The sequence below is a fragment of the Persicitalea sp. genome (assembly GCF_041751555.1).
GTDB lineage: Bacteria > Bacteroidota > Bacteroidia > Cytophagales > Spirosomataceae > Persicitalea.
The window spans coordinates 17,352-43,388 of sequence record NZ_JBGSXF010000406.1 but is presented as its reverse complement, the minus strand read 5'-3'; the positions used below and the strand labels follow the sequence as shown (position 1 = coordinate 43,388).

28 protein-coding genes are annotated in these 26,037 nt (G+C 45.3%); 19 read left to right on the top strand and 9 right to left on the bottom strand.

What is annotated here, in order from left to right; all coding sequences use genetic code 11:
* The coding region (locus ACEW8P_RS14425) for a hypothetical protein (protein ID WP_373513781.1) at positions 1-336 on the bottom strand (336 nt) is incomplete at its 3' end.
* Between the two features lie 115 nt (positions 337-451).
* Here ACEW8P_RS14425 and ACEW8P_RS14420 point away from each other — a divergent pair.
* A complete protein-coding gene (locus tag ACEW8P_RS14420; RefSeq protein WP_373513780.1) occupies positions 452-1,123 on the top strand; it encodes a M23 family metallopeptidase in 672 nt (223 codons plus the stop codon).
* A gap of 5 nt (positions 1,124-1,128) precedes the next feature.
* On the opposite strand, the gene ACEW8P_RS14415 is transcribed toward ACEW8P_RS14420, so the two are convergent.
* Positions 1,129-1,545 carry a hypothetical protein gene (locus ACEW8P_RS14415; RefSeq protein WP_373513779.1) on the bottom strand — a complete coding sequence of 139 codons (417 nt, stop codon included), beginning with the start codon at positions 1,543-1,545 and terminating at the stop codon, positions 1,129-1,131.
* Between the two features lie 126 nt (positions 1,546-1,671).
* Positions 1,672-3,828, bottom strand: coding sequence for a YWFCY domain-containing protein (locus ACEW8P_RS14410; RefSeq protein WP_373513778.1), 2,157 nt, complete (start codon positions 3,826-3,828; stop codon positions 1,672-1,674).
* A gap of 257 nt (positions 3,829-4,085) precedes the next feature.
* Here ACEW8P_RS14410 and ACEW8P_RS14405 point away from each other — a divergent pair, with 257 nt between their 5' ends.
* Complete coding sequence (locus tag ACEW8P_RS14405) at positions 4,086-4,397, top strand: hypothetical protein (RefSeq protein ID WP_373513777.1); 312 nt, start codon at positions 4,086-4,088, stop codon at positions 4,395-4,397.
* Positions 4,398-4,441: 44 nt separating this feature from the next.
* Here ACEW8P_RS14405 and ACEW8P_RS14400 read toward each other — a convergent pair whose 3' ends face one another.
* The 5 genes from ACEW8P_RS14400 to ACEW8P_RS14380 all read right to left on the bottom strand — a co-directional run bounded on the left by ACEW8P_RS14400 (position 4,442) and on the right by ACEW8P_RS14380 (position 8,562).
* Positions 4,442-4,825 (bottom strand): hypothetical protein, encoded by a 384-nt coding sequence (locus tag ACEW8P_RS14400; protein WP_373513776.1) that lies wholly within the window; start codon positions 4,823-4,825, stop codon positions 4,442-4,444.
* 139 nt (positions 4,826-4,964) lie between these two features.
* Positions 4,965-6,029, bottom strand: coding sequence for a hypothetical protein (locus ACEW8P_RS14395; protein ID WP_373513775.1), 1,065 nt, complete (start codon positions 6,027-6,029; stop codon positions 4,965-4,967).
* Positions 6,030-6,033: 4 nt separating this feature from the next.
* Positions 6,034-6,993: a ParA family protein gene (locus ACEW8P_RS14390; RefSeq protein ID WP_373513774.1), complete on the bottom strand. Its 960-nt coding sequence runs from the start codon at positions 6,991-6,993 to the stop codon at positions 6,034-6,036.
* A 161-nt stretch (positions 6,994-7,154) separates the two neighbouring features.
* Positions 7,155-8,018: a relaxase/mobilization nuclease domain-containing protein gene (locus tag ACEW8P_RS14385; RefSeq protein WP_373513773.1), complete on the bottom strand. Its 864-nt coding sequence runs from the start codon at positions 8,016-8,018 to the stop codon at positions 7,155-7,157.
* Positions 8,008-8,562 carry a hypothetical protein gene (locus ACEW8P_RS14380; protein WP_373513772.1) on the bottom strand — a complete coding sequence of 185 codons (555 nt, stop codon included), beginning with the start codon at positions 8,560-8,562 and terminating at the stop codon, positions 8,008-8,010. The genes ACEW8P_RS14385 and ACEW8P_RS14380 overlap by 11 nt, the downstream gene beginning before the upstream one ends.
* A 422-nt stretch (positions 8,563-8,984) precedes the next feature.
* Here ACEW8P_RS14380 and ACEW8P_RS14375 point away from each other — a divergent pair, with 422 nt between their 5' ends.
* From ACEW8P_RS14375 to ACEW8P_RS14305, 15 genes are all read left to right on the top strand, one after another.
* On the top strand, positions 8,985-9,413 hold the full coding sequence (locus ACEW8P_RS14375; protein ID WP_373513771.1) for a hypothetical protein: 429 nt from the start codon (positions 8,985-8,987) through the stop codon (positions 9,411-9,413).
* A gap of 6 nt (positions 9,414-9,419) precedes the next feature.
* Positions 9,420-10,154, top strand: a complete 735-nt coding sequence (locus ACEW8P_RS14370) for a hypothetical protein (protein ID WP_373513770.1) — start codon at positions 9,420-9,422, stop codon at positions 10,152-10,154.
* A 3-nt stretch (positions 10,155-10,157) separates the two neighbouring features.
* Complete coding sequence (locus ACEW8P_RS14365; protein WP_373513769.1) at positions 10,158-10,712, top strand: hypothetical protein; 555 nt, start codon at positions 10,158-10,160, stop codon at positions 10,710-10,712.
* Between the two features lie 18 nt (positions 10,713-10,730).
* A complete protein-coding gene (locus ACEW8P_RS14360) occupies positions 10,731-11,450 on the top strand; it encodes a hypothetical protein (protein ID WP_373513768.1) in 720 nt (239 codons plus the stop codon).
* Between the two features lie 36 nt (positions 11,451-11,486).
* Positions 11,487-11,810 carry a DUF4134 family protein gene (locus ACEW8P_RS14355; protein WP_373513767.1) on the top strand — a complete coding sequence of 108 codons (324 nt, stop codon included), beginning with the start codon at positions 11,487-11,489 and terminating at the stop codon, positions 11,808-11,810.
* Positions 11,811-11,843: 33 nt separating this feature from the next.
* Positions 11,844-12,200, top strand: a complete 357-nt coding sequence (locus ACEW8P_RS14350) for a DUF4134 family protein (RefSeq protein ID WP_373513766.1) — start codon at positions 11,844-11,846, stop codon at positions 12,198-12,200.
* Positions 12,201-12,212: 12 nt separating this feature from the next.
* Positions 12,213-12,650: a DUF4134 family protein gene (locus ACEW8P_RS14345; RefSeq protein ID WP_373513765.1), complete on the top strand. Its 438-nt coding sequence runs from the start codon at positions 12,213-12,215 to the stop codon at positions 12,648-12,650.
* Between the two features lie 15 nt (positions 12,651-12,665).
* Positions 12,666-12,998: a DUF4133 domain-containing protein gene (locus tag ACEW8P_RS14340; RefSeq protein WP_373513764.1), complete on the top strand. Its 333-nt coding sequence runs from the start codon at positions 12,666-12,668 to the stop codon at positions 12,996-12,998.
* A 2-nt stretch (positions 12,999-13,000) separates the two neighbouring features.
* Positions 13,001-15,529 carry a TraG family conjugative transposon ATPase gene (locus ACEW8P_RS14335; protein WP_373513763.1) on the top strand — a complete coding sequence of 843 codons (2,529 nt, stop codon included), beginning with the start codon at positions 13,001-13,003 and terminating at the stop codon, positions 15,527-15,529.
* A 98-nt stretch (positions 15,530-15,627) separates the two neighbouring features.
* Positions 15,628-16,812, top strand: a complete 1,185-nt coding sequence (locus tag ACEW8P_RS14330; protein ID WP_373513762.1) for a hypothetical protein — start codon at positions 15,628-15,630, stop codon at positions 16,810-16,812.
* On the top strand, positions 16,809-17,996 hold the full coding sequence (locus ACEW8P_RS14325) for a type IV secretion system protein (protein WP_373513761.1): 1,188 nt from the start codon (positions 16,809-16,811) through the stop codon (positions 17,994-17,996). Before ACEW8P_RS14330 ends, ACEW8P_RS14325 begins: the two co-directional genes overlap by 4 nt.
* Positions 17,997-18,209: 213 nt before the next feature.
* A complete protein-coding gene (gene traK / locus ACEW8P_RS14320) occupies positions 18,210-18,827 on the top strand; it encodes a conjugative transposon protein TraK (RefSeq protein WP_373513760.1) in 618 nt (205 codons plus the stop codon).
* 241 nt (positions 18,828-19,068) lie between these two features.
* Positions 19,069-20,484, top strand: coding sequence for a conjugative transposon protein TraM (traM, locus tag ACEW8P_RS14315; protein WP_373513759.1), 1,416 nt, complete (start codon positions 19,069-19,071; stop codon positions 20,482-20,484).
* 10 nt (positions 20,485-20,494) lie between these two features.
* On the top strand, positions 20,495-21,493 hold the full coding sequence (gene traN, locus ACEW8P_RS14310) for a conjugative transposon protein TraN (protein WP_373513758.1): 999 nt from the start codon (positions 20,495-20,497) through the stop codon (positions 21,491-21,493).
* Between the two features lie 1,072 nt (positions 21,494-22,565).
* Complete coding sequence (locus ACEW8P_RS14305; RefSeq protein WP_373513757.1) at positions 22,566-23,549, top strand: replication initiation protein; 984 nt, start codon at positions 22,566-22,568, stop codon at positions 23,547-23,549.
* 43 nt (positions 23,550-23,592) lie between these two features.
* Here ACEW8P_RS14305 and ACEW8P_RS14300 read toward each other — a convergent pair whose 3' ends face one another.
* The gene (locus ACEW8P_RS14300; RefSeq protein ID WP_373513756.1) at positions 23,593-23,892 is read right to left on the bottom strand and encodes a hypothetical protein; all 300 of its coding nucleotides are present in this window, start codon (positions 23,890-23,892) and stop codon (positions 23,593-23,595) included.
* Between the two features lie 921 nt (positions 23,893-24,813).
* Here ACEW8P_RS14300 and ACEW8P_RS14295 point away from each other — a divergent pair.
* Together ACEW8P_RS14295 and ACEW8P_RS14290 are read left to right on the top strand one after the other, a co-directional pair.
* Positions 24,814-25,146 carry a hypothetical protein gene (locus tag ACEW8P_RS14295; protein WP_373513755.1) on the top strand — a complete coding sequence of 111 codons (333 nt, stop codon included), beginning with the start codon at positions 24,814-24,816 and terminating at the stop codon, positions 25,144-25,146.
* A 396-nt stretch (positions 25,147-25,542) separates the two neighbouring features.
* Positions 25,543-26,019 (top strand): hypothetical protein, encoded by a 477-nt coding sequence (locus ACEW8P_RS14290; protein ID WP_373513754.1) that lies wholly within the window; start codon positions 25,543-25,545, stop codon positions 26,017-26,019.
* Positions 26,020-26,037 lie beyond the last annotated feature (18 nt).

The following is a 26,037-nucleotide window of genomic DNA, read 5'->3' as shown; positions in this document are numbered from 1 at the left end:
CGGCTTGGCAGTCAGGGATAGGGCTTTTGCCAGATCGTCGGTGGTAAGACTTTGAGTGGGACCCGTAGAACTGATACGTAATACGGGCTTAGTAGAATCATCATGACGGTTCAAATGGAATAGATTGAACCCGAAGAAGTGCCTGGGTTTCCCTTTGTCGCTCGATGATACATTTCTTACTTGAATCACCTCCCCTTTTCTAAGGTCTTCTTGTACGGTTTTTTGCGCGAGAACTGTTCGGGCATCTATATTCCTCGAAAGGAAGTGTTCTGCCTGAGATAGGTCGATGCCTTGATAGCTTTGGGCTAAATCCTTTAAATCCTTTTTAGCTTTCATATAGGCCAGTCGTTTCGGTTCGAAATACTTTGGTCGTGCAATTTTAAATAAAATTAATAATATTAAATTTTAAATATTAATTTTATTTCAAATGAAGAAGCGATCAACTTAATCTATGAAGATTTATCTGAGAGTAATCTGCGTCCTAATCATCTCCGCGCCGATTTTTGCGCAGATGCCCATGCCGAAAGGTCTCCCTCCTGAAAAGGGATTAACAACTAAGGGCATGAGTTATGAGAAAGATTGGAGAGTACGGCCGCCTGGAAATCGGTATCAACAACAGAGTGAGCCAGTGGAGAGGGCTTTCACATTCCTGGAAGATATGCCAAGTATCAGCCCATTAGCGGCAGGAGAATTACCCTGGATATCTTCCCCTTTTGGGATGAGATTTCACCCAATCGACAGGGTTCTCAAACCTCACTTAGGCATCGACCTAGTATGCCGGAGAGGCTTTCAGTTCGTTTACGCCACGGCAAATGGGCGAGTGACTTTTGCGGGGAAACGTGGTGGCTTGGGGTTGGCAATTGAAGTAAACCACGCAAATGGCTACCGGACTGGCTACGGCCATTTGGGTACCATTTATGTCCGGGAAGACGATCAGGTCAGGATCGGAGAAGTATTGGGAGTAATGGGGAGTTCAGGCAAGGCGACCGGAATTCATCTGCATTATACCGTCGTTAAAAACGACACTCCGATAGACCCCCTACCCTATTTGACTTTGTATGAGGATTTTATAAATAGAAAAGACGCCCAAAAGGCGTCTTTGAATGAAAATGAAGCGAAGTGATCTTCTTAGTTATTGGCACCCCGACCACTAATTGAACTAAGAGTTTGGTTCTGCTTTTTGATTTCTTCAAGTTTCGACATGGCCAGGTTTATGAGTTCTTCAGAATAATAAAGCTTATCGAAATCGTAACCGTTTCTTTCGACTGCCCGCTTGAAAGCCATGATGTTCGCGGCTGTTCCCTTGCCCTCTTTCAATGCTCTATATTGAATATAGCTTAGACCGTAGGGTTCCAGCAGCACCTTCTCGCTGGGCTTTTTCGACAGTTGATCCGCCTCTTCCGCAGTTAGCTCTCCCCTCTCCCTTTTGGCGGCAACGATAAGTTGTAGGCACAACGAGAAAACGAGTTTATTAAAGAAGGCCACGGCTTCCTGCTCGGTGTATATCTCATCGAGTTTTCGGTGAATTTCAGGATTGGAGGTCATAATCTTACTGATGGTTGATTTGAGCGCTTCCGTCGATGGCGTCTCTGATGCTTTAATGTGCGTATAACGATTGGCCTAAAATTAGAATAAAATAATATCAAATGTCTATTTTCATTGAAAATATCATCAGTCACTTTTTGCTTGAAACTCCTCGTATTCAAGCCTGATAAGTTCTGTCACCTCGCTTTTGATAGACCGATAGTTATCGTCGAGCAAGCGTACTTTCCAGCTATCCTTTTCTTTCTCCTCGTATTTTTCGCCGGGATAGTGCTTACTCACAAGCTTGGCTATATCCTTGATGATGGGTGGTTTACCGTAAATTTTCTTCATACCATCCTGATCTACCCGCACCACCCCTTTAAAGGTTTTGAGTTTGATCTCTTCCCCAAAATTATCAGCAAACTGACCTACGAATTCACCTTGAGAAAGGCCTGAAATCTTAGAAGCCGGAATGACTTCATGCAAGGCGGTCGATAGCGTGACCGAGGTTTCCTCTCTACCAAAAGTGATGTTCTCCGACTCCTGTTGGGTTTTTCCGAAACGTCGTGAGAGTTTCTCAGCCGACTCAAATACGACCTGGCCAGAAAAAATATTACCGGGTAGATTCATTATCACCTTGGACTCACGCTCTCCGTATCCCGACGCCAATTGCTCAAAATCCTGAAAGCCCAGCCAGGTCGCCACCTTATTGCTCCTGGCGGTGGCCATGAGTGAAGAAATGCCTTTCAGAAACATAGTAGGCAACTCATCCCAAAAAAGCGCGGACTTGAGTTTCCCCTGCTTGTTGACCAGCTTGGTCATTTTAGAAGTGTATAAGGAAAAGACTGCGCCATACACTTCGTCCCGCTCGGGGTTATTGCCTGTGCAAAGAATTTTCGGATCGTCAGGATTATTGATGTCAAGCGTAAAGTCGTTGCCCGACATGATCCAGTATAAAGTGGGTGAAGAAAGCCGGGCCAACGGGATGCGCACCGAGGCAATCTGCCCTTCAAGCTGCTCGGCCGCTCCATGCTGCGCGGCGCTAGCGAAAGGACGCACGTAGGCCTCCAATTGTGGATAGGAAGCCATGATGGTAAACATCTCCTTGTATTCTTTCTGACAAGCGAATTCAAGAATATGAGGAAAGGTGCAGACGTTTCGGAAGCGCCCGTACAAATCCAACAATTCTGGGTTACGCAGAGCGGCGGGCTTTTTTATTTCTTCGCCGTAAAGCCGGGTGTACTTTATAGTCACCAGCTTCATATACCAAATCACGGAGGTAAGGAAATTAATGGCCGACTCTACGAAAAAATCTCCCTGCTTGTTTACCCAAGTCCGGTTCAGATTGAGCATGATCGTGGCCGCACTCTGATAGCCATCCAATATCTCCGTCATGCTGGATGGGACGAGGGGGTTGCATCGGTGGGAATACTCGATGTCGTCGAAATTGATCACGTAGAATTTGGGAACGATCAATTTTCCCTCGGCATTCCGCCCCCAGGCAGCCGGGTTTTCGCGAATAGTCTTCTGGTAAGCGTTATAGGCTTCCAGAGTAAGCGTCGGGTATTTGAAGTCATAGATATAGGCCGTGTACCCCTTCCAGATACTTTGCCAAATGGCAGGAACCAGAATGGCGAATGATTTACCACTACCTGGCGTCCCTAATATCATGTTCGACCGATAAGGGTTGATGATGTTCACCCAACCATCCCGCCACTTTTTGTTGTAGTAATAGAGAGTCTTAAAATGGATGGAATCATCATTCTCCTTGAAATCTTCGTTCTGGGGGAAGGTCTCATTCTCGTTATTGAAAATGTCGTTGTTGTTTTTGAAAAACATGATCCGGGAAGCATTCTGTCCTGCTTTTATGATCCAGAATATGGCAACGCAGTTAGAAAGCAGATAGATCACATCGGCGGTTTGGGAAGAAAACAGAGATGAGTCGTATAGAAAAAAGACGTTCAGAAAATAAAGTACCGTCCCCATAGAAGCGTACAAATAGACCTGTTTCACTTTGATACTGGGGTCGATCTTGCCCCGTGAGCCAATTGAATATAGTACGAGCAGAAAGAAAACGACGATCTTGGTAATGAGCGGATGAAGGAACAGGTCGTAGCGCTCATTGAGCCGAACCAATATCTGATTGAGTAGCGCGGTTGGACTCAATGACCCGAGAGCGGGTATGTTCTTAAAAAGGTCATAGTTATACCAGTAGTGATGTAGGAAAACCAGTAGCAGCGCGATAGACAGTAGCAAGTCAACTCCCTTTGCCCTCCCCTCTTTCTCAGCGTTAGTAGCAGACATTTTAAATAATTTTTACAGATTATTAATTTTCAAATCTATAATATTATTTCAATCTTTGGAAATTATTTCATCGCTAAGACCTAAATGGTTTCAATCTGGATATGAGGTTTATTGATAAGAGATACGCTGCGTGGGTGGCATTGCTGCTATCTACCACGACGAGCTGCCAACAAAGTGCGTGGACTGGAAGGCGGGCGGAAAACTACAAGCTATTGCAGTACAGAAGTATGTTGGATGAGGTTGGCAGCACAATCCGATTGGAGAATCAGCGCTTGGCGTATGAGATCCCTTCTACCTTCCGCCATGCCTATGGAAAGGAAATTTGGCCCTATTTTGTTGTCTCTCAGCAGGATTCCTTAGGAATGCGTCACACGGAGGGAAGCGCAATTATACCCAGTCAGTTTTCGATTCCGAAAATCATTTCGGCTCAAGAACAGCAGAGGGCGATTGAGGAAGAGGCCAATGAGAAACTGTACAGAACTCAATCCGATCCCTCTTACTATGAGAATACCAAGCGAGCATTCCAGGCGGAGTACAAACGCAGGATGAGCGCTAAAGGCTTAAAATAACGTGAGGATTGTCCTTAGACTAGTAATTACACGCACACGGTCTCTTAAAACTTGGATTCGCCAATCTTTCGGTATTTGAATTCAAAACCATTGTTGATGGTGATCACGCCCTGATCGAAAAGCAGGGGAACACTACCCATTGGGGTGACGGCGAAGTAGTAGCTGCCTTCCATTTCGTATTTGAGGGGATAGGTCGTTCCGTTATTGTACCGCATGAACAGGCCACCATCTTTTTCGGAAATCGTGAATGTCACAACTTTCGCATCCGGGGACACCGGGCGACCTTCCTTTGGTATTCTTTTCCATGTTCCCAAGTACTCGGCGGTTCTGTTATCCTCGCCTTGCTCCGCACTCTCTTTGGAATCGCAGGAAAGCAAAGTCATCATTATCATTAGGATAACGCTCAAATATTTAAGTCGGACAGCCATAAATGGAGATCAGTTAGGGGACGAAACTTTAACTATTTGCAATTTATAAAGTACTTGACCCTCCAAATATTGTTCTTGATGGGGCATTTTTAACTACCTTCTCTCGATTTTGAAAGTGACACCGTGTCACTTTCAAAACTCATTCAAGCACGCTCAGAAGCTCATTGGCTTTCTCAATGAGTAGCTTCAAAGTGTCTTTTTTAGAGAGGTCTTCATTTAACAGACTTTTCAATCTCATTTGAAGTTTTGCAGCCTGGCTGTCTTCCACCCGATAATCCTCCTTTACGAACTTAATTAATTCCGAGTCTGAATCTTCCTGCGCTTTTCCGCTGTCCTTCGCCTCGGCAGTAGTAGTCTCTGAAGCCACCACTCCCTGAATTAAGTCCGCTATTGTGCCGGATCTTTTATGGTCGGCATTCTCTGGCTTTCCCTTCAAATCGTCCAGGCTTTTGAATGCTTTGGGCATTTTTTCCAAAACTGCGTTCAACTCATCCAGGGATTCAATAGGTTTAGCTGGTTTTTTCTTGGCAAGCGCTTTAACCGCTTCCCTGGGCAATTGGGTCTGGCCCGAAAGAACCTCTTGTTTAAATTCGGGAGATAGCTCGTCCATCCCCTTGGCAAAACCAGAATCTCTTTTGATGGTGCGGGTACTAACGTTGTATTCATTAGCCAATTTCTCGGCCACGTTGACTTCCCTTCCGGATTTGTTTCCTTCCCTCAGTTTATTATACCTCAGCCCCCGCAGATAAGAGGATTGTTCGGGCGTCAGGTTCCGTCGACCCAACTGATAGTTGATCATGTAGTCCCGCACGGTTACCATGTTATCAAAGCTTTCGATGTTGATTCGGTAATCGAGTCCGTGCTTCTGTGCGAGATCATACCGATTGTGGCCATCGATCAGCACATATATTTTGGCGTCATCGGCAAGTCCGTCCAATAATTGGTTGGAAGCACTTTTAGAATCCAGTCCACTTTTCACCACAGCCACAGTAGTTTCCCAGACGGTGAGGGGGTCTTTAATGCCGTTAGCCAGCAAATTGGCCTCCAATTGCTCCTGCTCGTCCGCTTTAAGCGGCGGAATGAGACTCCTTAGTTCAGGAATAACATTCAGATTTGATTTAATGAAAATCTCCTGCTGAAACATGGGTATTTTCAAGTCGGCAGTTTTTTGTTTCAGCTTGTCGAGGGGGCTAGTCTTGGCCATAATGCTATTGGAGTTTTAAGAGTTCGGTTGCCAGGGCTTTGTACTGATTCCAAGGGGTCGAGGAAGGGTGGCTGGTGTGGAGGTCCTCCTTGGCTACTTGTGATTCCTTCACAGCCTTGGACTGGCTGATGATCGTGTCGAACACATGAATCCCTTGGAAGGAGTTTTTGATGTGTTCCATCATGTCCGCGTGCAGATTCAGCCGCTTGTCTATCATTGTGAAAACAAACCCCTTAATGTTAAGACTTGGATTAGCGAAGGTGCGGATATCTGATATGTGGTTCAGCAAGTTCGCGACGCCGTGATAAGCGGAGGCTTCTGCTTGAATGGGTACGATGCAATCGCTGGAAGCTACAAGGGAGCAAGTGGTGCAGATGCCAAGGCTTGGAGGACAGTCGATGAGAATGTAATCGTACTGATCCTTAATCGTGTTGAGTTTAATGGTCAATCTTCGCTCGGAACCGATGGAATTCATCAGGTCGCTTTCGCGTGCCGCCATGCGGATGTCGGAAGGTGCAAGGAAAAGATTGTCAGCGATCGGAAGCACGGGAATTTCGGCATCGGACAATAAGCTGTCGATGATCTGGGTATCTGGCTCGTGTATATTGTAACACTGAGAGAGGTTTCCCTGAGAGTCCATGTCGATCATAAGCACACGCAGGCCGTATAAACTTAGCGCCTTGGCTAGGTTAATGACTGTGGTGGTTTTCCCTACACCCCCTTTGTGATTGACGATTGAGAGGACATTAGCAGACTTCACCCCATTATCGAAGGTGTCAGTATATCCGTATTGTCTGAGTACCGTTTCTATCGCCGACAAATGCTTCTTGGGAATATTAGTCGCATTGGCTAATAAGGCTTTGGAGAGCGTTTGCGACGGGATACCTGCCTCTTTCTCCAAAGGCGGAATTTTGAGTCCGGGCCGCGAACGAATAAAATCGACGATTTTTTCCTGATTGATCATTGGAATAGATGCGATTAACTCTAATTGGTTTTTTACAAATGTAGTAAAGAGGTCTTTCTATCCAATTATATTTAGAAATATTTTGCTGAAAGTGACACCGTGTCACTTTCAAAGTGCGTTTCCTGCCAATTGGGGAGCTTCCTACATTTTATTTGATGATTTCATCTCACTTTGGGGCTCAATCGCTTCTCTAGTTGCGAATCTTTGACTGAGGCGTCCTTAATCACTTTTTCGGAATATTGTACTTCTCCCTCCGATTTATACTCGCCATTGATCCTATGAATGAGGTTTGTCTTTGAATACTGTCTTCCGAGTGAAGAAGCTTTTATTTGCGTTCCGGTCTTTTTACAGATAAAAGCTACCCCATTTCCGACCTTAGATTTAAATCCCATTTTCAACAGCTTGATCTGCAACGTATGGAGATTATTGCACTCGGGAATCAGGTCGTCAATATTTCTTCGCAGCCTCTCGTGATGGGTCGTCATTCTGGGAGCAAAAGCCTCTTCGAGTTTTAGAGAGTCCATTTGCTTCACCTGCCTTAGATCGTATTTGATTTCCATTTTCCGACAAAATCGACCCATTTCCAGATAGTTGTAACTGGACTTAGCTGTATTCTTGCCGTTACTGGCGATTTTATTGGCAATGATGTGGATATGCTCATGCTCCTTATCAGTGTGCTTGAAAGCCAGCAATCCATTCTCTCTGAACCCAAAGTCTTCGGCAAAGTCCGTGACGATGCCTCGCAATGTTCCCTTATCAGGACTCTCGCCAGGCGGGAAGGAGATACTGACGTGGCAAACGGGCTTTTGCGTACGCGAATTCGAAGCGGCTACGCTTTTGAGTTCATCGGCGATGATATTAAGTGGCACTTTCTCCCCGAACAAGAGGGCGTTTATGTGCTGGTAATAGATCAATTCACCACGCACTTTTATCGCTTCATTCTTTCTAAGAGCAGCGCGATCGTATTTGCAGTAGGAGAGAACTCCAAGGAAATTCTGACCTGACTTTCCAATTTTACCGATCATGGCGTAGCTTCTTTAATTTGTAAAGTTTCAGGAAGGGTTCCATAGCTTTTTTCAGGTCATCGACCTTTTGCAACACAATCTTCAAGCATGCCCCTCCGTCTGGGGCAGCTCCCCTATCCTTTATAGATTTTTCTAAGTCAAAGATGATCGAATCTAATTCCATGACTAGGCTTTGGCTATAGGCTATTTCATTTACTGCGTAAACGGCGCGCTGAACCACTTCTTTCACATTCTCCGCCATCCGCCCAAAGTCATCCGAGATGGGCGATTGAGAAGAAGTCTTTTTTGAGAGCAGCAACAAGCTGCCTGACAGTTTGAGGAGATTCGTAAGCTGACGCTGGATACCCTCCTCCATGGGTTTGCTCAGGGTGGCCGCCTCGCGGTTTAGCAGCTTCTCGCGGCAAAAAACTGAAAATCCAACTGCATATCCTTCATACTCCTTTTTAAGACTTTTGATCTCTGTCGGGGAAAGCATTAAGGTTACTTTATGGCGCTTTTCCTCCACTTCTAAGGGCGGCCTTCCCGGCTTTTTATGCTTTCTCATTTTTCAACAATGCATTCAAAATAAGTTCACAATGAGCCGAATGGCGAATTGACTCCCGCAGGGCAAGCAGTTTTCATCCTGGTAAAATACACCTGCGGTGAATTTCGACCGGGTGAAAACATAGCTTGCTAAATGAAGGATCAAATATACGGTATTATAAAATTAATATTTTATACACGTTCTAGTTTCAAAAACAGAAGGCAGGCTGTATGTGACCCTTATTCCGTACTTCTGAAAGTGAATGATTACAGGCTCTGTTACTTAAATGCTTGTGCTGGACGAGTCGTGTGTTAGCCCCGTGTTACTTCCATGTTGACCACGAGTTGGAAAAGTGTTGGTCAAATTTATTTTTAATAATTATTGATTTAATATTTTCAATTTAAAATTTCATCCACGATATTTGAGCCATAATTCAATTGCGGATGTCAGAAGAGGGATTTATAAAGGATGGTTTCCAAGACAGGCAGAGATTAATTTTCCTGATCGAAAATGATATGGTGAAAGGAAAATTTGAATTACTCTACAAGCTGTTCCGTCGTGAGGTGAAAGAGCTGTCCTTACTCGGTGCTTCCAAAATAATTACTGCGAATCTGGGAATACGGGTTGGGATTCAAACCATGCGGACATTGAGGAGTAAGTGTCACGAGTTCGACAAAGTTAAGGGACAAAGATTGGAGCCAATGCCCTCCTTCAGCTCCATAACCAGTCACGAAAGTGAAAGCGGTGACTGTCACAACGAGTACCATTCCATAGTGAAGGAAATGGATGAATTCAAACCAATGGATGCGTTTTCAGAAGCCCAAAGCAAATCCAACGCTCTTATAAAGTGGGCGGGAAAAACCAATTCGTAACCAAGTATGGAGCAGTCAGCGGTAACTAAGAAATTCAACTTTATCATCCAGGCGAAGGGTGGAGTAGGAAAGTCATTTTTGACTTACCTCATTGCTATCAAGCACGAGGAGGATGACAGCCGCACTTTTATTGACGTCGACAGTTCCACCAAGACCAGTACGGCTCAGTTGCGGTTCCTGGCAGAGAAGGAACTGCGGCTGGCGGAGATCGACCTGCTAGACAGCTACCGCAAAATAGCGCGCGACCGATTATTCGACAGCATCCAACAATTGTCGTCGCTGAATAATGAAGTATTCTATCTGGATTTTGGTGCGCCGGAATCGGAGCAGGTTCCAGCCCTCTTGACGATGGATCTGAATCAGGATGAACTCAAACAGTTTGAGCAGTACCTGGGTGTGGAATTCTTGTTCCATGTAGTCGTTGCGGGTGGCACCGCTTATACCTCGTGCGTCGATTATCTCATGAAAATTTATAAAGCTGTCGGAAATGTCTTTCCAATCATGGTCTGGATCAACGCAAACACTTTTCAGAATTTTCCGCAGCAGCAGGAAGAATGCCTGGCGGTGGCAAAGAAGTGCCGGATGTCGGTAGAGCATTTCGGAGACATTGAACCCAATACCGACCTCGCCAGCAAGATCATCAACAACGTTGAGAGAGGGGAGGGGAGAAGTGGAATTCTGGCAGCCGGGTGGTTCGCCAAGACCAAAATGGACAAGCTGGTGAAAGCCATAACTATTTAGCCATTGGAAACGACGCGAGAAATTCCCAACGAGGTACTGCGCCGCATTAGCGGCCACTTCCAAGAAAAGTACGGCTTGGCTATGGACTCGCTGACCGCAGCTTTATTGAATGAAGTCAGAGAAAAGGGACAGCATGATATCGAGAGTCAGAAAGCAATATCTGAAAAAATAATGAGTGAGATAAAGAAGTTGAGCGATGCTACAAAGCCCGTCGTGACAGAAAATCCTTGGGTAGCATTTACTTACGGTTTTGCCAAGCACGCATGGGCTTGGACTGCGGTGGTGTTTTTGGGAGTCGGCCTGCTGCTGCACCACGGTAGAGAAACCACTAAGGCGGAATACCAGCGGGCACGGCTGGTGGTGGAGCGCTATCCGAATCTGCCAATGCTTGAACCACTTATCAAATCGGCCAAGATTGTGAAGAAAGACCAGGGAGTTTTTCTGGAACTGGCACCAGCAAAAGATCGACTCCTTCTCGGCAGAAATTATACCGTTGACCCGACGGTGAGACTTCCGGAAAATGCCCAAAAAGTACTCATACCATTAAGTTTTAAATGACCAAACCTGTTGTTTGTCATGCTATTATTAACAATAAGTAACGGCGCATACATCCTCTTTTCGTTCGTCGCCTTTATCGTTTACGCATTCATCTACTTATCGTCAGTGGGCTTATTAAATGGACGAAAAGAAAATATGCAAAATCGTCCAGAGGTCGCCGGATACGAATCCCTCAGAAACTGCAATCAAAATATCGAAGAAGCGGACAGGGTCGCAATCGAGAGACTAACAAACTCTGGTGACGATAGCGATGAGAGTGAATCATCCTATGACTACGAGGCAACATTTTACGGCAGGCAAGCTAGTCATAAGCCACTTGAAGATTCAGTAGCCACTATGTTGGAGGATGAGGCAAACAGCCAAGAGGAGGCGTCTCCGCTTACCTCCTCAGTAGATGAAGAAGAAGGTGACGAGGATGGTGAATGGCCTACATTGAAGAGACCCATAGAGTATAGAGCAGACGATTCAACGGACGACCTGACGCTGAGCAACGACATTGTTGGTGATCTGACTGCCGAGGAACTTGTGCACCTCACCAATATTCGCGCGACTACGCTAAACGATGCCGAGCGGTATCCCGAGTTAGTAGAGGAGTGTAAGGCCGCTAACGACAAGGTCAATGAGTTTGCCCGCCAGACAGGAAAGAGCGTCGAGGAGATTATCTCGACTCTGCTAAACTCTCGGGAAAAAGTGATTTTCAATGCATTTCCAATGATACAGTACGACCGTGCAGCGTGACTAAATGATTTCCATTCAATTCAAAACCAATAATCCATGACCAAGCAACTGCAAAGAATTCCCCTCATCGGGTCAGCAATGCTTCTCTCTTTTGGAGTGGCTTTCGCCCAAAATCCCGGTATTCAGGCTGGCGCTCAGGCCATACAGCAGGCCTCTGCCGACCTTCAAGCCTACTTCGAACCTGTCACGACGCTGATTTATATCATCGCCGCCCTGGTGGGACTGTTTGGCGGATTCAGGATTTACTCCAAATGGCAAAATGGTGATCAGGACGTTCAAAAAAGCGCGATTGGCTGGGTTGGGGCTGTCCTGTTTCTGCTATCGATCGCTGCCGTATTACAAGCTGTATTTTTTGCCTAATCGGAATCGTCTTCAAGCTAAATCACCTATTACATGATTTCAAGTGCCGTATTTTTTGGCCTATTATGCCAGGCGCAGCATTACCTGGGCGGGGGAGAAGGAGCAATTGACGGTTCCATCGTTGACCGATACTTTACTGATCCCCTTTCAAACAATCTGGACGTGTTCTCCAATTTTGTTTTTGCGGTTTGTGGGATCATGGGACTGTTGGGTGGACTCAGGATTTACAACATGGCCATGAATGGGGAGGACGATGTCAAGCGTCATGCCTTCCGATGGCTGGGGGCGATCATAGCGCTCTTTGTCGTCGGATACGTTCTACAGAGCCTTGCTTCTGCACAGAAGCCGATGCAAGGCGATAGTAATGTCAAGAATTTCATGGAAAAATAGAGTACCTCAGTTATGGACTTAACCGCTGCCTGGACAATCTCGAAAATCATCACTTTGACAATTATCGCCGTAGCGGGTCTAGTCGCCGGAATGAGAATCTACCAGGGAATGCAGCGAGGTGAGGATTTCGAAGCGCCAGCCATTCGATGGTTAGTTGGATTGGCTGGCGCATCCGCTCTGGTGTACGCTGTGGAGTCATTCATCTACAATGATAGCGGCTCGTGGGCGAGTTCAGGATCCGCTCCCCATTTCCTGGCGCTGAGCTACGCGGCCGAAGCCCATCAGGCCGCACTATATCTGGGACTGGCCATGGCCATATTTTGCCTCATCAGGGTGTACAGCAAAATCCAGAAGGGCGACAACGACATCTACGAATACATGTTGAAGTGGTTTGGCTCGCTGATGTTTCTTTTCATGATGGGTTGGATAATCGATTCGATTTTAGGTTAAGACTATCAGTCAGATATGAAAAAGTATTCCATTTACCGAGGGATCGACAACGAGATTGAGTTCAAGGGGTTGCGGGGAAGATATTTCTACTATGCCGCCGGCGGTGCCGTGGGATTTATCATGACTACCCTGCTACTCCACATACTAGGGGTTCCAGTTGTATTCAACATCGTATTTCTAGGTTTGGGCCTGGTGGCATCGTACCTCATCCCTACAAGCTACAACAAATCGCACGGCCGGTGGGGATTCGATAAGCTGCCCGTGCGGAGCCAACAGCCGAAACATATCGTGAGGTACAGATTGATTAGGTCGATAGTCAAGAGGGAAATAATTGTAAAGGGCAGATAATCATGAACAATCGGGTGAAAAAGTTTGAGGAGATATATCCCATTTTCAGAATAGACGAAGAAACGGGGGTGATAATTTCAGTTAACTGCGATCTTACAATGGCCTTTGAAGTGGTGCATCCTGAAATATTTACCTCATCTGACGGTGAGATCGATATTCTGACAGAGGCTTACGTGAGCGCAATAAAAACGCTACCTGTCGGCTACATCATGCACAAGCAGGATTGGTATGTTTCCCAGACCTACCAAGCAGATCTGAAAAGTCCCACAATCAGAAACGGCAATTTTGTAGCCTTTGATAACGAACTGCATTTTGCTGAACGCTCGTGCATAAAACACAAGGCCTATATATTCATCACTCGGCCAAGTAGCGATATTAAATCTCGCTCTTCCAAATCTTCCAAGCACTCTTCTTTGCTGAAACGACACCTGGTGCCGAAAGATGTTCTCCTACCTGAGACATGGGAAGTCTTTTTGGACTCTTGTGAGCAGTTCGAATATTTGTTGAATGGTTCCGGGAAAGCGAGTATTCGGCGATTGGATATCGGAGAAATTGTCGGTGACGCAGACAAAACGGGGTTGCTCGAGAACTACACGAGCCTGAGTTTCGACGACCGGAGTCTGCATGAGGTGGAGACGGCCGTGGACGGATCTATTCAGGTCGGTGGTAAAACGGCTTTTACTTACGTCATCTCTGAGTTGGGCGTGTTTCCGCCAGCCGTGACCAATTCTGTCATTTACGAACCTTATTCGTCCGAACGGTACAGCATCCCGGTAAGCACGGGCGCGTTTCTGGGGCTGGGGCTTCCCTTCAATCATATCTATAATCAGGTTATAATGATTGAAGACCGGGACGCCCTTTCGAAGAAGCTGGTTGCGGAGATAAAAAGGCACACTTCATTTTCGGAGTGGGAAAAGGGCAACCAGGTTTCGATGGCCTATAAGGATGAATATCTTCTTGAAATGGAAAAGAGCGCTAGGACAGCCGTTAAAGCACATTTCAGTGTCATGGTTTGGGATAGGGATCGCGAAACGGCGGAGGCTTTCCGCTCCAGCACGGCTTCGGCGCTTAGCAATATTGGTTTCGTCCCAAGGTTGGCCAAGCACGATGTATCGACCTTGTACTGGTCCTGTATCCCCGGCAACATTGGGGAGCTGGGCATAGACAATCTGCTTACTTCCTTTATTGAGGAAGCTGTTTGTCTTCTGGCCATAGAAACCAATTACAACGATGCCCCTTTCTCAAAGTCGGGAATCAGAATGACAGATCGTTTTGGCAATCCCAAAATGGTCGATCTTTTTGATGAGCCATTGAAAAATGGATCAATTTCCAATCGAAACACTTTTATCGTTGGTCCCTCCGGTTCCGGCAAGTCTTTCTTTACTAACAACATGGTATATTATATGCTAACGGCGGGGATGCACGTGAGTATTGTGGACGTTGGCCACAGCTACCGTAGGCTGTGCGACGTCATGGGGGGACGGTACGTGACCTACGAAAAGGAAAACCCGATTAGCTTTAACCCATTCTACTTTAAAGATGCCAGCCCGCAGGAAGAGGATGAGGACGCATTAGCTGAACTTCTGCTGTCATTGTGGAAATCGGATAACGAACAGGTGACAAACGCCGAGCTTACGACGATCCGGGACATTGTCCACAACTACTACCTCATTCTCCGAAATGACAAGAACAATTCAAGCCGGATGTTTCCCTGCTTCGACACCTTTTATGATTTCACGAAGCAGACCTACCCCGAGATATTTACTGCAAACGGGGGCCGAGAGGGACGGGAGTTCGACTTGACCAATTTTCTATACTGTTTGAAACCCTACTATCGGGATGGACAATACGGGTTCCTGTTGAATTCACGTGCTAACATCGACCTAATGGATTTGCCCTTTGTCATCTATGAATTAGATAACATAAAGGATCATCCGGTTCTATTTCCGGTCACAACTATCATGATCATGAATACCTACGTCAGGAAATTATTCAACGTGAAGGGCGTAATCAAAGCACTTATTATTGAGGAAGCTTGGAAAGCGCTGACAAAAGAGAAATTCGCCAATTTTCTCAGATGGGCCTCAAAGACAGTGCGTAAGCACGACGGAGCATTGATCGTAGTGACCCAGGAATTAGACGACTTGGTGGGTAACGAAGTCGTGAAAGACGCCATCATCAATAACTCCGATGTGAAGGTGCTGCTGGACCAGAAGAATTACGAAAATCGGTTTTCTGAGATTGAGGGCCTTTTGGGGCTCAGCCCCAAGCAGTCCGCCATTGTCCAGAGCGTGAATCGCTCGCTCGACCATAAGCGCCCACCCTACCGGGAAGCCTGTGTCATGCTTAAGGATTTGACCAAGGTATATGGAATCGAAGTTTCCCCGACTGCTTATGCGGCTTTTACCACCAAGAAAAGTGAGGTTGAGCAGATTCAGAAACTGGCACAGACTGCTTATAAGGGTAACACAGAGAAGGCAATCCGGGCGTGGAGCAAAGGGGAGCGTGCTGAACATTTTGCCTCATACTAATCGTAAGGCTGGTTTTGAAAGTGACACGGTGTCACTTTGGTCTTGATACGATTGGATTTAAAAACAGGATAAACGTCAATTTTCAAAACCCATTTAGTATGAAAACAAACCACCTAAACCTCGTTTTTCTGCTCTGCTGTTTATTGCTGGGAGCGTACAAAAGCTTCGCCCAAATGGTGACCTATGATCCTATTCACACGACGGTAACCACCATCATTAAGTTTTTTCAAGAACCCTCCTTTGGTCAGCTCGTGGGAAACGTGAAGAAGCTGGTGCAAATCTCAAAGTTCATTCGCCAGGTGGGTAGAGGAGTGGATCTTGCCAAGGAAGCCAGCACCACTCTTTCCCTGGTTAACAACTATGGTCGGGTCATGGCTGCCGATAAGCACATTCTATCCACCGAGTTCAGCGTCATATCAAAAGACTTTGTGGCTTTTGGCAAAGAGGTAGCCGCCATTACAACCGACTTGGCGGAAGTAGTGCAGCAGAAAAACTCCACCATGGACGATGGTTCCCGGCTGCGCGGGGTAAATGAAGCATCTGATAAGCTAAAACGGCTGAATGGTGAAATACGCCGATACGTGGGACGGATCAATTACATTTCACAGCGAAGATCCTTCGGCGTGGAGGACAAAGCCGCCACCGCTCGTTTATACAATATCGCCGCCGACGCCACCCGTAACGGAGGTAGTAGTTTTTCCGGCGTGGACGAGTTCCCTGGCTACACCTACGGTAATGAATATGACAACGAGGAAGTCGATTTTGATGTAGAGCGGAAGATGGCCCAAGAATCCGCCATGATCCAGCAGCAGCTTTATCAGGAATACAACACGAAGGTGCAGATAGCCGAATTGGAAGCGGAATCGCTGGCCAGCTTACAGATTCCCAAGACCACCCAAATGGGATTTTTTAGCATAAAGATGAAAGAAGGCGCTTGCCCCATGGTTCCGCAGCTTACGCCACAGAACACCTTTTTTGCTACCACCATGCATTATGATTCTACGAGCGGGGCAACTTTCACCACCCATTATGAGGATAAAGGCAAGAATGCCTTCGATAAAGCACTCAAAGACTGGGAGTACCAAATGGAGGAGATTTGCGGCCCTTTGTGGGATGCTTATGAAAAGAAAATCGATTTGCAGAGGAGCAAGATTATCCAGGAGACAGTGGCACCGCTCAAAGATCAATACATCAGAGAGATGAATGAGAAGCTTGATGCGGCGAATGCCGCTATTTCGGAAAAATACAAAGGTCAATCCACCACCAAACCGAAACCACAATGAGCATCTTATCTATTCTGGCCTTTGGTAGCGCAGACTTGCTGAAGGTTATTGATTCTATGTACGCCAAGGAAATCGCCGAGAATACTTACAACAGCGGGATTGGCGTCGAGCTTATGAACGCTTCTCGGGCGATAGCGGGCATTGCGGGGCTGTTTTACATTGCCTCAAAAGTATCCGGGCAGATCATCAGAAATGAGGGTATCAATTTTATTCCTCTGCTCCGACCCTTTGCCCTGATGATTCTAATTGGACTCGTTCCCCAGATCACTACGCTCATCGATACCACCTTTCAAAAAGTCGCGGTTGCTGCCCAGGCAGATAACGAATCAGTCAAGAATCGCGTGGCCATGCTACAAAAGAAACGCGAAGAAGCCGTGAAGAAAAAGTGGAAGGAAATAGAGGACAACGATGATGCCTATGCGATGGAGTTTGGTGAGCCGGGCGACGATATGTTTGCGGCTGTGACTAAGTCATTTAACATCGCAGTCGGCAAAATGTCGGATGATTTCAAATCTGCCATGTATGACTTCACCCAATCCATGATGTCGCTCTTGGGCGACATTGCCTACATCATACTTTACCTGATTTCGGCGGTTTACAGGATTATACTCAGGATAGTAGCACCCCTGGCGATTGCCTTTGCGATTTTCGATGGTCTAAGTAATAATGTATTGGAGTGGTTTGGTAAATACGTCAACTATGCGCTTCTCCCAATGGTGGCTGGTATTTACCAAAACATTGCAGTAACGCTCAACATGGGCTTTCTGGACGAAATGATGGCTTCTGGGGATATGTCTAGCACCTTACCTTCACAGGACCCTTTTGCGTTCGGGCTGGTATATACAGGCGTTCTAATCATCCTCCTGGTGCTCTATATGCAAATACCTTCTATCACGAATATGATCATGGTGGTAGGAGGATCATCAGGCATGATTCAGGGGCTGACAGGAAAGGTTGCTTCAAGTACTAACACCGCTGGGAGATTTGGGAGCAAGCGGATGTCCAGCGGAACTATGGCCACTTCCGTAATGGGCACTTCGGGGCCAATTGGTTCAATGATCAAGGACACGGCAAGCAGTCGAATGGGTGGGGGAGGAGGGGGGGGCTCGCGTGACGGAGGTTTTACCTCGGCAGCCAGAGGGCCATCTCGTGGTTTTTCAAATAACTCAAAACCTAGCACTTAATGGGAAGAAAATCAATTTACGAGAGCTACATGAGAATTCAATTGGAAGCAATCATAATATCAGTGCTTTCATTGACCATGACAATCGGTTGTGTAGTATGGTGTTATAAGCAATTTAATGAAAAAACAAGCGTGACCTACATTCATAATCATGGGGTAACGCTACAAGTTTTCGACGATACAAAAAATCAGAAGACACTTTTAGAATAAAAAAATGAAGGAATTGCTTGATTTAGAAAAAGGACATCAGCGCGCTAGGGTGCTAGTCATCACCGTTGTGATCGGTTGCCTACTCACTTGTATCATTTCGGTGGTGATGGCCTACAAGCACTCTGCCGATGCTTCGAGAAGAATTTTTGTCGTGAACCGAGGAGTTGCCTTAGAAGCATTCAGTGCCAACGTAATGGAAAACAGACCCGCCGAAGCTATATTTCATGTGACCCGCTTCCACGAATTGTTCTTCACGAACCCACCCGATGCCCGTTCTATTGAAGCGAACTACGTGAAAGCCTCTTTCCTGGCTGATGAGTCGGTAAAAATGACCTTCGAGCGATTGAAAGAAGACTCGTTTTATCAAAAACTAATTCAGACTAACACCAACCAGAAAGTAGTGGTAGAGGACGTGGAAGTTGACATGAAGAAATACCCTTATAAGGTACGAACGGTATTCAAGGTCATTCAAGAACGAGCGACCAACAAAATTACGCGGCTATTGGCATCCGAAGCATCCTTAGTGGATGTCACCCGATCCGAGGTGAACCCGCAGGGTTTCTTGCTCAGGAATTTTCGGATCACGCAGCGCAGTGATGCTAAAGAAGAAATCATAAGGTAACCATCATGAAAAATTACAGTCAGCGGGGTAAGTCGATTAAAAGTGAATCTAAGCTTTCGGGCTACGAACTAGGATCAGGAATCAGGAAGGCAGTAAAAGAAAGGGCTCAATCCACCGGGAACGCCCTGAACTCTCTCCAACATAAGATTGGGATCCGAACAACCTCCGTTCTGATTGGTCTCATCTGGTTGGCTGCATTCTATTACTTCGCCCATTTATTGTTACCCTTTATTTGAAAAAAATGGATAAGACCACCGAGATAAAAGCTGAGAAGGCCAAGCAGCTTTCAAAGCCCTCCAAGCATGTTTTCATGGTATTGCTCCCAATACCTATCCTCATCGTCGTAGGAATCATGGGCAATATCCAAGGTTGGATAGGGAAATCTGAAAAAGGTACAAGCGATGTCCTTGGGATGGCCATGACAGTCCCCGATGCAAAGGTTAAGGATTTGGAAAAAGATAAGAAGTACGGAAATTACTCGGTAGAAACCCCTCTGAACGATGTCAATGGCCTGGGCATTTCCTTCGATGATAATTCTAATATTAATTCTAAAATGTTGAATGGAGAAACGGGTAGTTCAATGGGGATCGCTTCCAACAACGACAAGTCCGTGGATGATATTGCGGCGGAAATGGGGATCAATGCGAAAAAAGGAAGCTTTGCTACATCCAACGAGGTCAAATTAAGTAGTCAGCAAAAAAAGAATCGAGCTTGGGAAAATAGTGTTGCGCAACAGCGAGGTTTCAATCGAGATGTTAATAGTACAGTCGATGCAATGTATAGAAACCCTTCACTCGGTAGAGATGAACGAATGGGAAATGAGAAAATGAGTACAGAGGAAAGGCAGAGAATCCAGGCCAATGAAAAACTTCTCGACCTTCTTGATAGGCAAATTCAACAGCAAGGGCAACCGGGTGTTGGAACCTCAGCCTCTCCAATCCGGACAACCGTTGCCAGACGTGCTAATTCTGTTGTGAAAAGCGAAAATTACGAGATTGAACCCTACCAAGACGCCGTGATTGGTACTAACGGCCGCGAAGGAGGTAATTCATTTTATGGACTCAACGGCCGAAAGCTAAGAAACACGCGACCATCAAAAACGAGCAGTTCAATTCGGGCATCTGTTCATGGTGATGGGGATGGAATTACCGTCACCAATGGATCTTCGGTAGCGATCAGAATGCAGGACGAAACAGTAATAGGGATCGAAGGCGAGTCCCTCGTCCTGCCTAAGAATACCCTTGTATATGGTATCTCACGAATTAATGGTGATCGTATAGACATAACCGTTACTAAAATCCGTATGGATAATTTCATTTATAACGTCCAAATGGAGGCGTATGATCTCGATGGCCGGAAAGGGTTGTATGTGCCGGATATGAAGCTGAAGCAACGTACGAACAGTTCTATTGTCCAGGGTTCGACTCAACTTGCCAGCCCAGGTTATATCGTGGGAGGTTCGGTCGGACAGCAGGTTGGCGGCCAATTGGCATCGCAGGGAGTTGGGATGGTGCTAAACGCTGGAAAAAATATTTTGACCAGAAAGGCCCAACAACCAAAAGCTCAGATAAGGCCTAATTACCAGATACTATTGCGATCCGGGACGGCAACGCCGGAAATGAATTTATACGAAGATGGAGTCGATGATGAAAATTGAATCAACAAAAATGAAACGACACAGAGGCATGATAAGGACGTTGAATATTTTCTGGATAATTTACATGTTCAGCCAGATGGTTGTTGCACAGACCGTTGAAAATGACACTATTATCCCAAATAGTGCGATCCGGTCGGCGACCTATTTGAGACCAATCGAGATTGAACCACATCCTTTTATTCTTCCAATTGCCAAAACCTCTGTGCGAGGGAGTTATCCTGTCGAGCTTTCTTACAGTAAGACAACGCATATCATTTTTCCTTCCAAAATTCAAGACTTTGACGCTGGCAGCAATGTGGTGATTGCTACAGTGCCGGAAAAACTGCTGAACGTGCTTCGCGTGAAGTCTGATGCCAAAGGCTTTCCCGGTGAAACAAATATGACGGTATTTACAGAGGACGGAGGTCTTTTCAGCTTTTTGATTCGGTACAATGATAACCCAGAAGTCTTTAACATCAACATTTCCAATAATATAGCAGCCGATGATTTTGCTACCCAGTCATTGGGCATTGGACAGAGTTCTAATAGCTCACCAAACACTTATTTGATGGAAGAAGGAAGCTATTTGGAAGAATCGCTTAAAGCTTCATCACTTGAAGTATTGTTGAGGAAAGATTTTATCCGGCAGCTTGGAGCCCGTAAAAGCGATCTGAATGTGCTTCTGAGGGGGGTATTTTTGGATGGAAACAACGTCTTGTACCTGAAGCTGGATATGAAAAACAAGAGCCTAATGCCCTATCAAATAGATTTTATCAAGGTTTTTATCCGAGATAAGAATCACATCAGAAGAATGGCTGCCCAAGAGAATGAGATCTCTGTCTTAATGGATTATCCTATGAGTGTCACGCACCTGAATGGATTACAAAGTCTTGAGAAGGTAATCGCCATTCCATACTGTACGCTAGCTGATGGCAAGACTATGGAAATTGAGATTTATGAGAAAGCTGGTGGAAGGCATCTCAAGTTTCAGTTTGGGAATGATACTCTTCTGAAAGTCAAGAGACTTTAAATAATATGGTGTTGAGAAGAAAACTTAATACCGCTCCACTAATCTCCAAAACTATGGTTGAAAGCGCTTGATTTATTATATTTGAGTAGTGATGACAAATTTTAAGAGGTTTGTATTCACCGCCCTGGCAGTCTGTCAGCCGCCAGGGCAATTTAAGATTGGTAATCATGTGGAATGCCATGCAGCTTAGAATACAATCATTACTACTGAAACAGAGCGCGAAATCGGCATCAAGACGGCTTTTTAAACCATGATTTTATAATATCAATCCCAAGCAATACGATGATCGTCAGAACAAAAGTCCCAAATGCGATCAAAATAGCGTTTTGAAGTACCTGTGCCATAGATTGTTGACTGTTTTATATGTATTGATTCGTTATTTGTTTCTGCACCTATGGAAATTCGAAGTTAAGACAACAAAAACTCTGTTTTGATGCTTTACTGAGGCTATGTGACGACAAAGGTCCACTAGTCACGGTGGACTTTTGTCGTTGTATCAGATTTTAGACTAGGAGTCAAAGGATTAGAAGCACAATCTGCTGAGGGGTTAGTTGTCCCGGAAAGGTGCTACGGAGGGCTATATGACGACTAAAGTCCACCATCGACAGCTTGATTCCTTATTAATGGACGATATTTCTTTGAATAGTTGAATTGTTATTTAGTAAAATCATACGAATTAGAATAAAACCCCTTATCAGCCTGCTTTTGCTGTTAAATCTTTTTACTATTAACCTTGGTACGCCTTTACGTTTATTTTTTATTTATTTATTACCAATTACGGTTGAGATATTTACCTGAAAATCATAATATTACATGTCTATTTAACGACTAAAGTCCACTTACAAGGATACCAAAGTCCACCAATCAGACGACCAAAGTCCACTAGAACAACGACCAAAGTCCACTTTAAACAGGTCTAAAGTCCACCATTTGACGACCAAAGTCCACCAGTGTGGAGAAATCAGACCAATACAACGACTAAAGTCCACTATCGGGGTAAAATAGTTTCTTCTGATATGGATATGACGAAAAAATATTTCATTTGTCGCTATATTGAGAAAAATTTGTAAGAATGGAAAAGAAAATCGCCAAAAAGGCCACACAGCACAATCACCTAGTCAATGCGAAGTTCGATATGTCGACTTACGAGATGAGGTTATTCATTGCGATGATGAGCCGTTTGAACAAATCTGATTCAGAATTTTCCGAATGCCAAATCCACTTATCAGATTTTATGGATAAGGCTACGGGTGGAAAAACCTACCAGATGATAAAAGATGCCTGTGTCAGCATGAGCAAAAAGGTCATCCAAATAGAATCGTTAGTGGAAGGGAGCAATGGTAATATGCGAAAGCAATTTGTTGTGCTACCACTCATGGCCATGGCAGCTTATCAGGAAGGGGAAGCCACTATTACCGCGCAGTTCAATAATAAGTTGAAACCTTATCTTCTGAATCTAGCAGGGAATTTCACTCAGGCCGAAATAAAGCAGCTCTTCCGTTTGAAGAGCTTTTACAGTTATCGTCTATACTGGCTTCTTAAACAGTACCAGACATTTGGGCAACGTTACATTGAAATCGAAGAACTGAGGCAAATCCTCAATTTAAAGGATAAATACGACCGTTTTCAGGATTTTAAGATAAAGGTGCTCAATGTAGCTAAGAAGGAGCTCAAAGAGAGCGATATGGCTTTTACCTTCGATTTGGAAAAGAAGGGCAGGAGAGTAGTTGGGATAAGATTCTACTTTGCAACGAGTGGATTGCTGAAACAGGAGACGGATTCTAATTCACGACAGCAACAACTATTCGGTGAAGAGGGCGATATCACTAATCAGAGTACTGCTCAGGTTACCATTCCTGGAAAACTCTCTCTGCACACGGTTCTTGCTGAGCTAAAATTATCGAATTTACAGATCAACCGGATTATTCAACGAGTGCCTGCAGACGATATTTACAAAACGGCTTACGACATAGGTAATACATTACGAGACAATCAAAATCTAAATCCAGCGGCGTTTTCGTTTAGTGAGTTTCAACGCCGATTTTTCCCAAAATAGTAGGGTAGGGGACACTTTGTATTGATGTAAGTTCAGCGTGATTTCATTCTGCGTCAGGTTGCTGACCAGCGAGTTTCCGTAACTCCTCATTCTCAACTGTGTAGTGCCGAAGCTGGCCTTTGAGATAGGCATTCTCAGAAAGTAGGGCAGAGATCATCTTTTCAGTTTCATCGTATGGAACCACCTCCTCAGCATTTTTTGCCTGATTATAGTAACTGCGGCAAGTATTTGAACAGTACTTGGCCGTCGAGCGGCTGGCATAATAAGTTGTCCCACACCAATCGCAAGACTTTTCAAATACTTTGGCGTTGCGTTCAAATCCTGATCGGGTTAGTTTAGGCATAGGACAGTTGAAAAGATGAATAACAAAGATAATAAAATAAACAATATTATAACGTTATAATGTCGTTATAATATTGTTATAGATGTAAATCTATAAACGAAACCCCTCTTCTCACGGTATACGTGCAGCGGAAAATTCACCAGAAATTCGACTTATCGCACGAGGTATTGTAAACTCACATCGATCAACTATTGTCAAGCTACGGTCGGCTGATTGGGGCCCCGCAGGGGACTAGGTGAATGTGGGCGTGTTCAAGCCCTGATTCACCTAGTCCAACATAGCGCGGCATCTACCTAATGAGACGCCGCAGCAGAGGAATATATCTCTGGGGATAAAAGGTTGGGTGATTTAATTAATATCCAGATTCCATTTCAACAGGGTGGGAGTGCGTACCAAAGCAAGAGTGGCAGGCGGTGGAGGAGCGTTGCCTGGCCAGGGTTCGGATGCTTACTTCAAGCTTCCGATACCTTGGACAGGTCAGGGGGTTGGCCATGTCCCGCCCTGGGATATACGAGCGATTTTTAGCTCGATTTTACCAGGGCCTCGTGAGGACGAATTTCGGGCCAATGATCTGTCGCGGTGGAACTGCATGTCCCTTGCGGAGGTGAGCCGGGTGGGTCAATGTATATCCGAACTTGCGTCAGGGGTACGAAGGGAATGCCAGTGGCATTGTCCGTAAGACGGAACGAAGCGAACCCCGCAGTGGCCCGACCCGTAGGGAGACGCCCTAAATACCAACATTCAGTCTTGTACACCCCAATATTCTAAAGCCTTTTAGCGAGAGTCTAAGAATCAATCAGAAAAATAAGCTGATTCCTTGCCGTTTTTCTTAGCTTTGGCCACTAATTATTACCTAAGATTGGAGCTCGTATGAAGTCATGCTTCATATTTTCACCAACTCATAAAAAGCTGATTCAAACTATGTACAATATTGGCTTAATCAAAACCGAACGACCCGATATACTTATCAATCCTGTTAGCTGCCCAACAGAAATTTCTGTATACGACTGGATAAAGAGGTTTTTCAATCCCGAGGATTTTACATTGGAGATAGCCATTACTCAGGAAGCCATCAAGGAATTGCTGGGAACCAACAATATCGGCCGAATTAATATTAATGGGTACGAGGTGGCGCTACTTCTCAGGGAAACCGAGACCATCCAGGAAGCCACCACCCGCTACATTCACTTGACACCTCGTTCAGCTGATAATTTGGATTTTGAAAAAGTTGTAGGTTTAGAAATTCTCGATTAATGCAATGCCCGAGCAATCAAATTCAGATTCGGAGATTAGAGCATCACTGACCAAGCTCGTTAATGAGTACGCCGAACCCGATAGCTATTTCGTAGTTATGGCCAACTATTACGAACACTTGACACCAGGGAGGGAGGGCCAGCGCGTACACCTTGCCCACATATGGTTCCGGCATGACTCTGCTTGGAACGTGAGTTTGAACGACAGGGGGCTTCTGTGTAATGTCAAATTGAACCCAGACAACCTTGAAGTGATTAGCCGGATCATAATCCCGATTAGCCACGTGTGGAAAGTCACGAAAATTGACCATTCAACAAAAAAAGGCAAAATTGACAATCGCGAATGGCCGGAAAGGATGCACATGAAGCTACCAAATGAGCCGCCACTTTCCGAATAATGTATATAGCTAACTTTTCTTTGAAACCCGGCTTCCAGAAAATAAAAGTTGCATTGAAACGCTTCATAATGACCCAGGAAGAATTCGATCGACTAATCTACGTAATTCATCCCAAAGAGAGCATTAGAGCGAACCAAAAGGCGCGCTTAGAAAAATGTGTTGACGACGAATTCGAGTTCAATCGTTTGTTTTTCAACTTTGGGAACGCTGCCTATCGATACTCTGGTCTGGCCAGTGGTAGCGTAACACGTGAAGATTATGAGGATTGGCTGGAAGGCTTGCCTGAGAACATAGCAAAGAGTTTCCGAAAGAAAGGTATTGAGGGCAGCCAAAATTCATTAGCATTGCGCCGTCATATTCTGGAACGGCGGGACGTAGGGATGGATGAATTCGTGGCGAGACTATTAAAGCCTGAGGATCTGGCAAAGTGGAAGCAGTATGGGGAAGAATCGAACGACGATGGCAGAGCAGTATAGTAAGCCTGAGGTTTTCAC

Coding starts and splice junctions, on each gene's coding strand:
- ACEW8P_RS14420 (WP_373513780.1), top strand. CDS start 452: ATGAAGATTTATCTGAGAGTAATCTGCGTCCTAATCATCTCCGCGCCG.
- ACEW8P_RS14415 (WP_373513779.1), bottom strand. CDS start 1,545: ATGACCTCCAATCCTGAAATTCACCGAAAACTCGATGAGATATACACC.
- ACEW8P_RS14410 (WP_373513778.1), bottom strand. CDS start 3,828: ATGTCTGCTACTAACGCTGAGAAAGAGGGGAGGGCAAAGGGAGTTGAC.
- ACEW8P_RS14400 (WP_373513776.1), bottom strand. CDS start 4,825: ATGGCTGTCCGACTTAAATATTTGAGCGTTATCCTAATGATAATGATG.
- ACEW8P_RS14395 (WP_373513775.1), bottom strand. CDS start 6,029: ATGGCCAAGACTAGCCCCCTCGACAAGCTGAAACAAAAAACTGCCGAC.
- ACEW8P_RS14390 (WP_373513774.1), bottom strand. CDS start 6,993: ATGATCAATCAGGAAAAAATCGTCGATTTTATTCGTTCGCGGCCCGGA.
- ACEW8P_RS14385 (WP_373513773.1), bottom strand. CDS start 8,018: ATGATCGGTAAAATTGGAAAGTCAGGTCAGAATTTCCTTGGAGTTCTC.
- ACEW8P_RS14380 (WP_373513772.1), bottom strand. CDS start 8,562: ATGAGAAAGCATAAAAAGCCGGGAAGGCCGCCCTTAGAAGTGGAGGAA.
- ACEW8P_RS14375 (WP_373513771.1), top strand. CDS start 8,985: ATGTCAGAAGAGGGATTTATAAAGGATGGTTTCCAAGACAGGCAGAGA.
- ACEW8P_RS14370 (WP_373513770.1), top strand. CDS start 9,420: ATGGAGCAGTCAGCGGTAACTAAGAAATTCAACTTTATCATCCAGGCG.
- ACEW8P_RS14360 (WP_373513768.1), top strand. CDS start 10,731: ATGCTATTATTAACAATAAGTAACGGCGCATACATCCTCTTTTCGTTC.
- ACEW8P_RS14355 (WP_373513767.1), top strand. CDS start 11,487: ATGACCAAGCAACTGCAAAGAATTCCCCTCATCGGGTCAGCAATGCTT.
- ACEW8P_RS14350 (WP_373513766.1), top strand. CDS start 11,844: ATGATTTCAAGTGCCGTATTTTTTGGCCTATTATGCCAGGCGCAGCAT.
- ACEW8P_RS14345 (WP_373513765.1), top strand. CDS start 12,213: ATGGACTTAACCGCTGCCTGGACAATCTCGAAAATCATCACTTTGACA.
- ACEW8P_RS14340 (WP_373513764.1), top strand. CDS start 12,666: ATGAAAAAGTATTCCATTTACCGAGGGATCGACAACGAGATTGAGTTC.
- ACEW8P_RS14335 (WP_373513763.1), top strand. CDS start 13,001: ATGAACAATCGGGTGAAAAAGTTTGAGGAGATATATCCCATTTTCAGA.
- ACEW8P_RS14330 (WP_373513762.1), top strand. CDS start 15,628: ATGAAAACAAACCACCTAAACCTCGTTTTTCTGCTCTGCTGTTTATTG.
- ACEW8P_RS14325 (WP_373513761.1), top strand. CDS start 16,809: ATGAGCATCTTATCTATTCTGGCCTTTGGTAGCGCAGACTTGCTGAAG.
- traK (WP_373513760.1), top strand. CDS start 18,210: ATGAAGGAATTGCTTGATTTAGAAAAAGGACATCAGCGCGCTAGGGTG.
- traM (WP_373513759.1), top strand. CDS start 19,069: ATGGATAAGACCACCGAGATAAAAGCTGAGAAGGCCAAGCAGCTTTCA.
- traN (WP_373513758.1), top strand. CDS start 20,495: ATGAAACGACACAGAGGCATGATAAGGACGTTGAATATTTTCTGGATA.
- ACEW8P_RS14305 (WP_373513757.1), top strand. CDS start 22,566: ATGGAAAAGAAAATCGCCAAAAAGGCCACACAGCACAATCACCTAGTC.
- ACEW8P_RS14300 (WP_373513756.1), bottom strand. CDS start 23,892: ATGCCTAAACTAACCCGATCAGGATTTGAACGCAACGCCAAAGTATTT.
- ACEW8P_RS14295 (WP_373513755.1), top strand. CDS start 24,814: ATGTACAATATTGGCTTAATCAAAACCGAACGACCCGATATACTTATC.
- ACEW8P_RS14290 (WP_373513754.1), top strand. CDS start 25,543: ATGTATATAGCTAACTTTTCTTTGAAACCCGGCTTCCAGAAAATAAAA.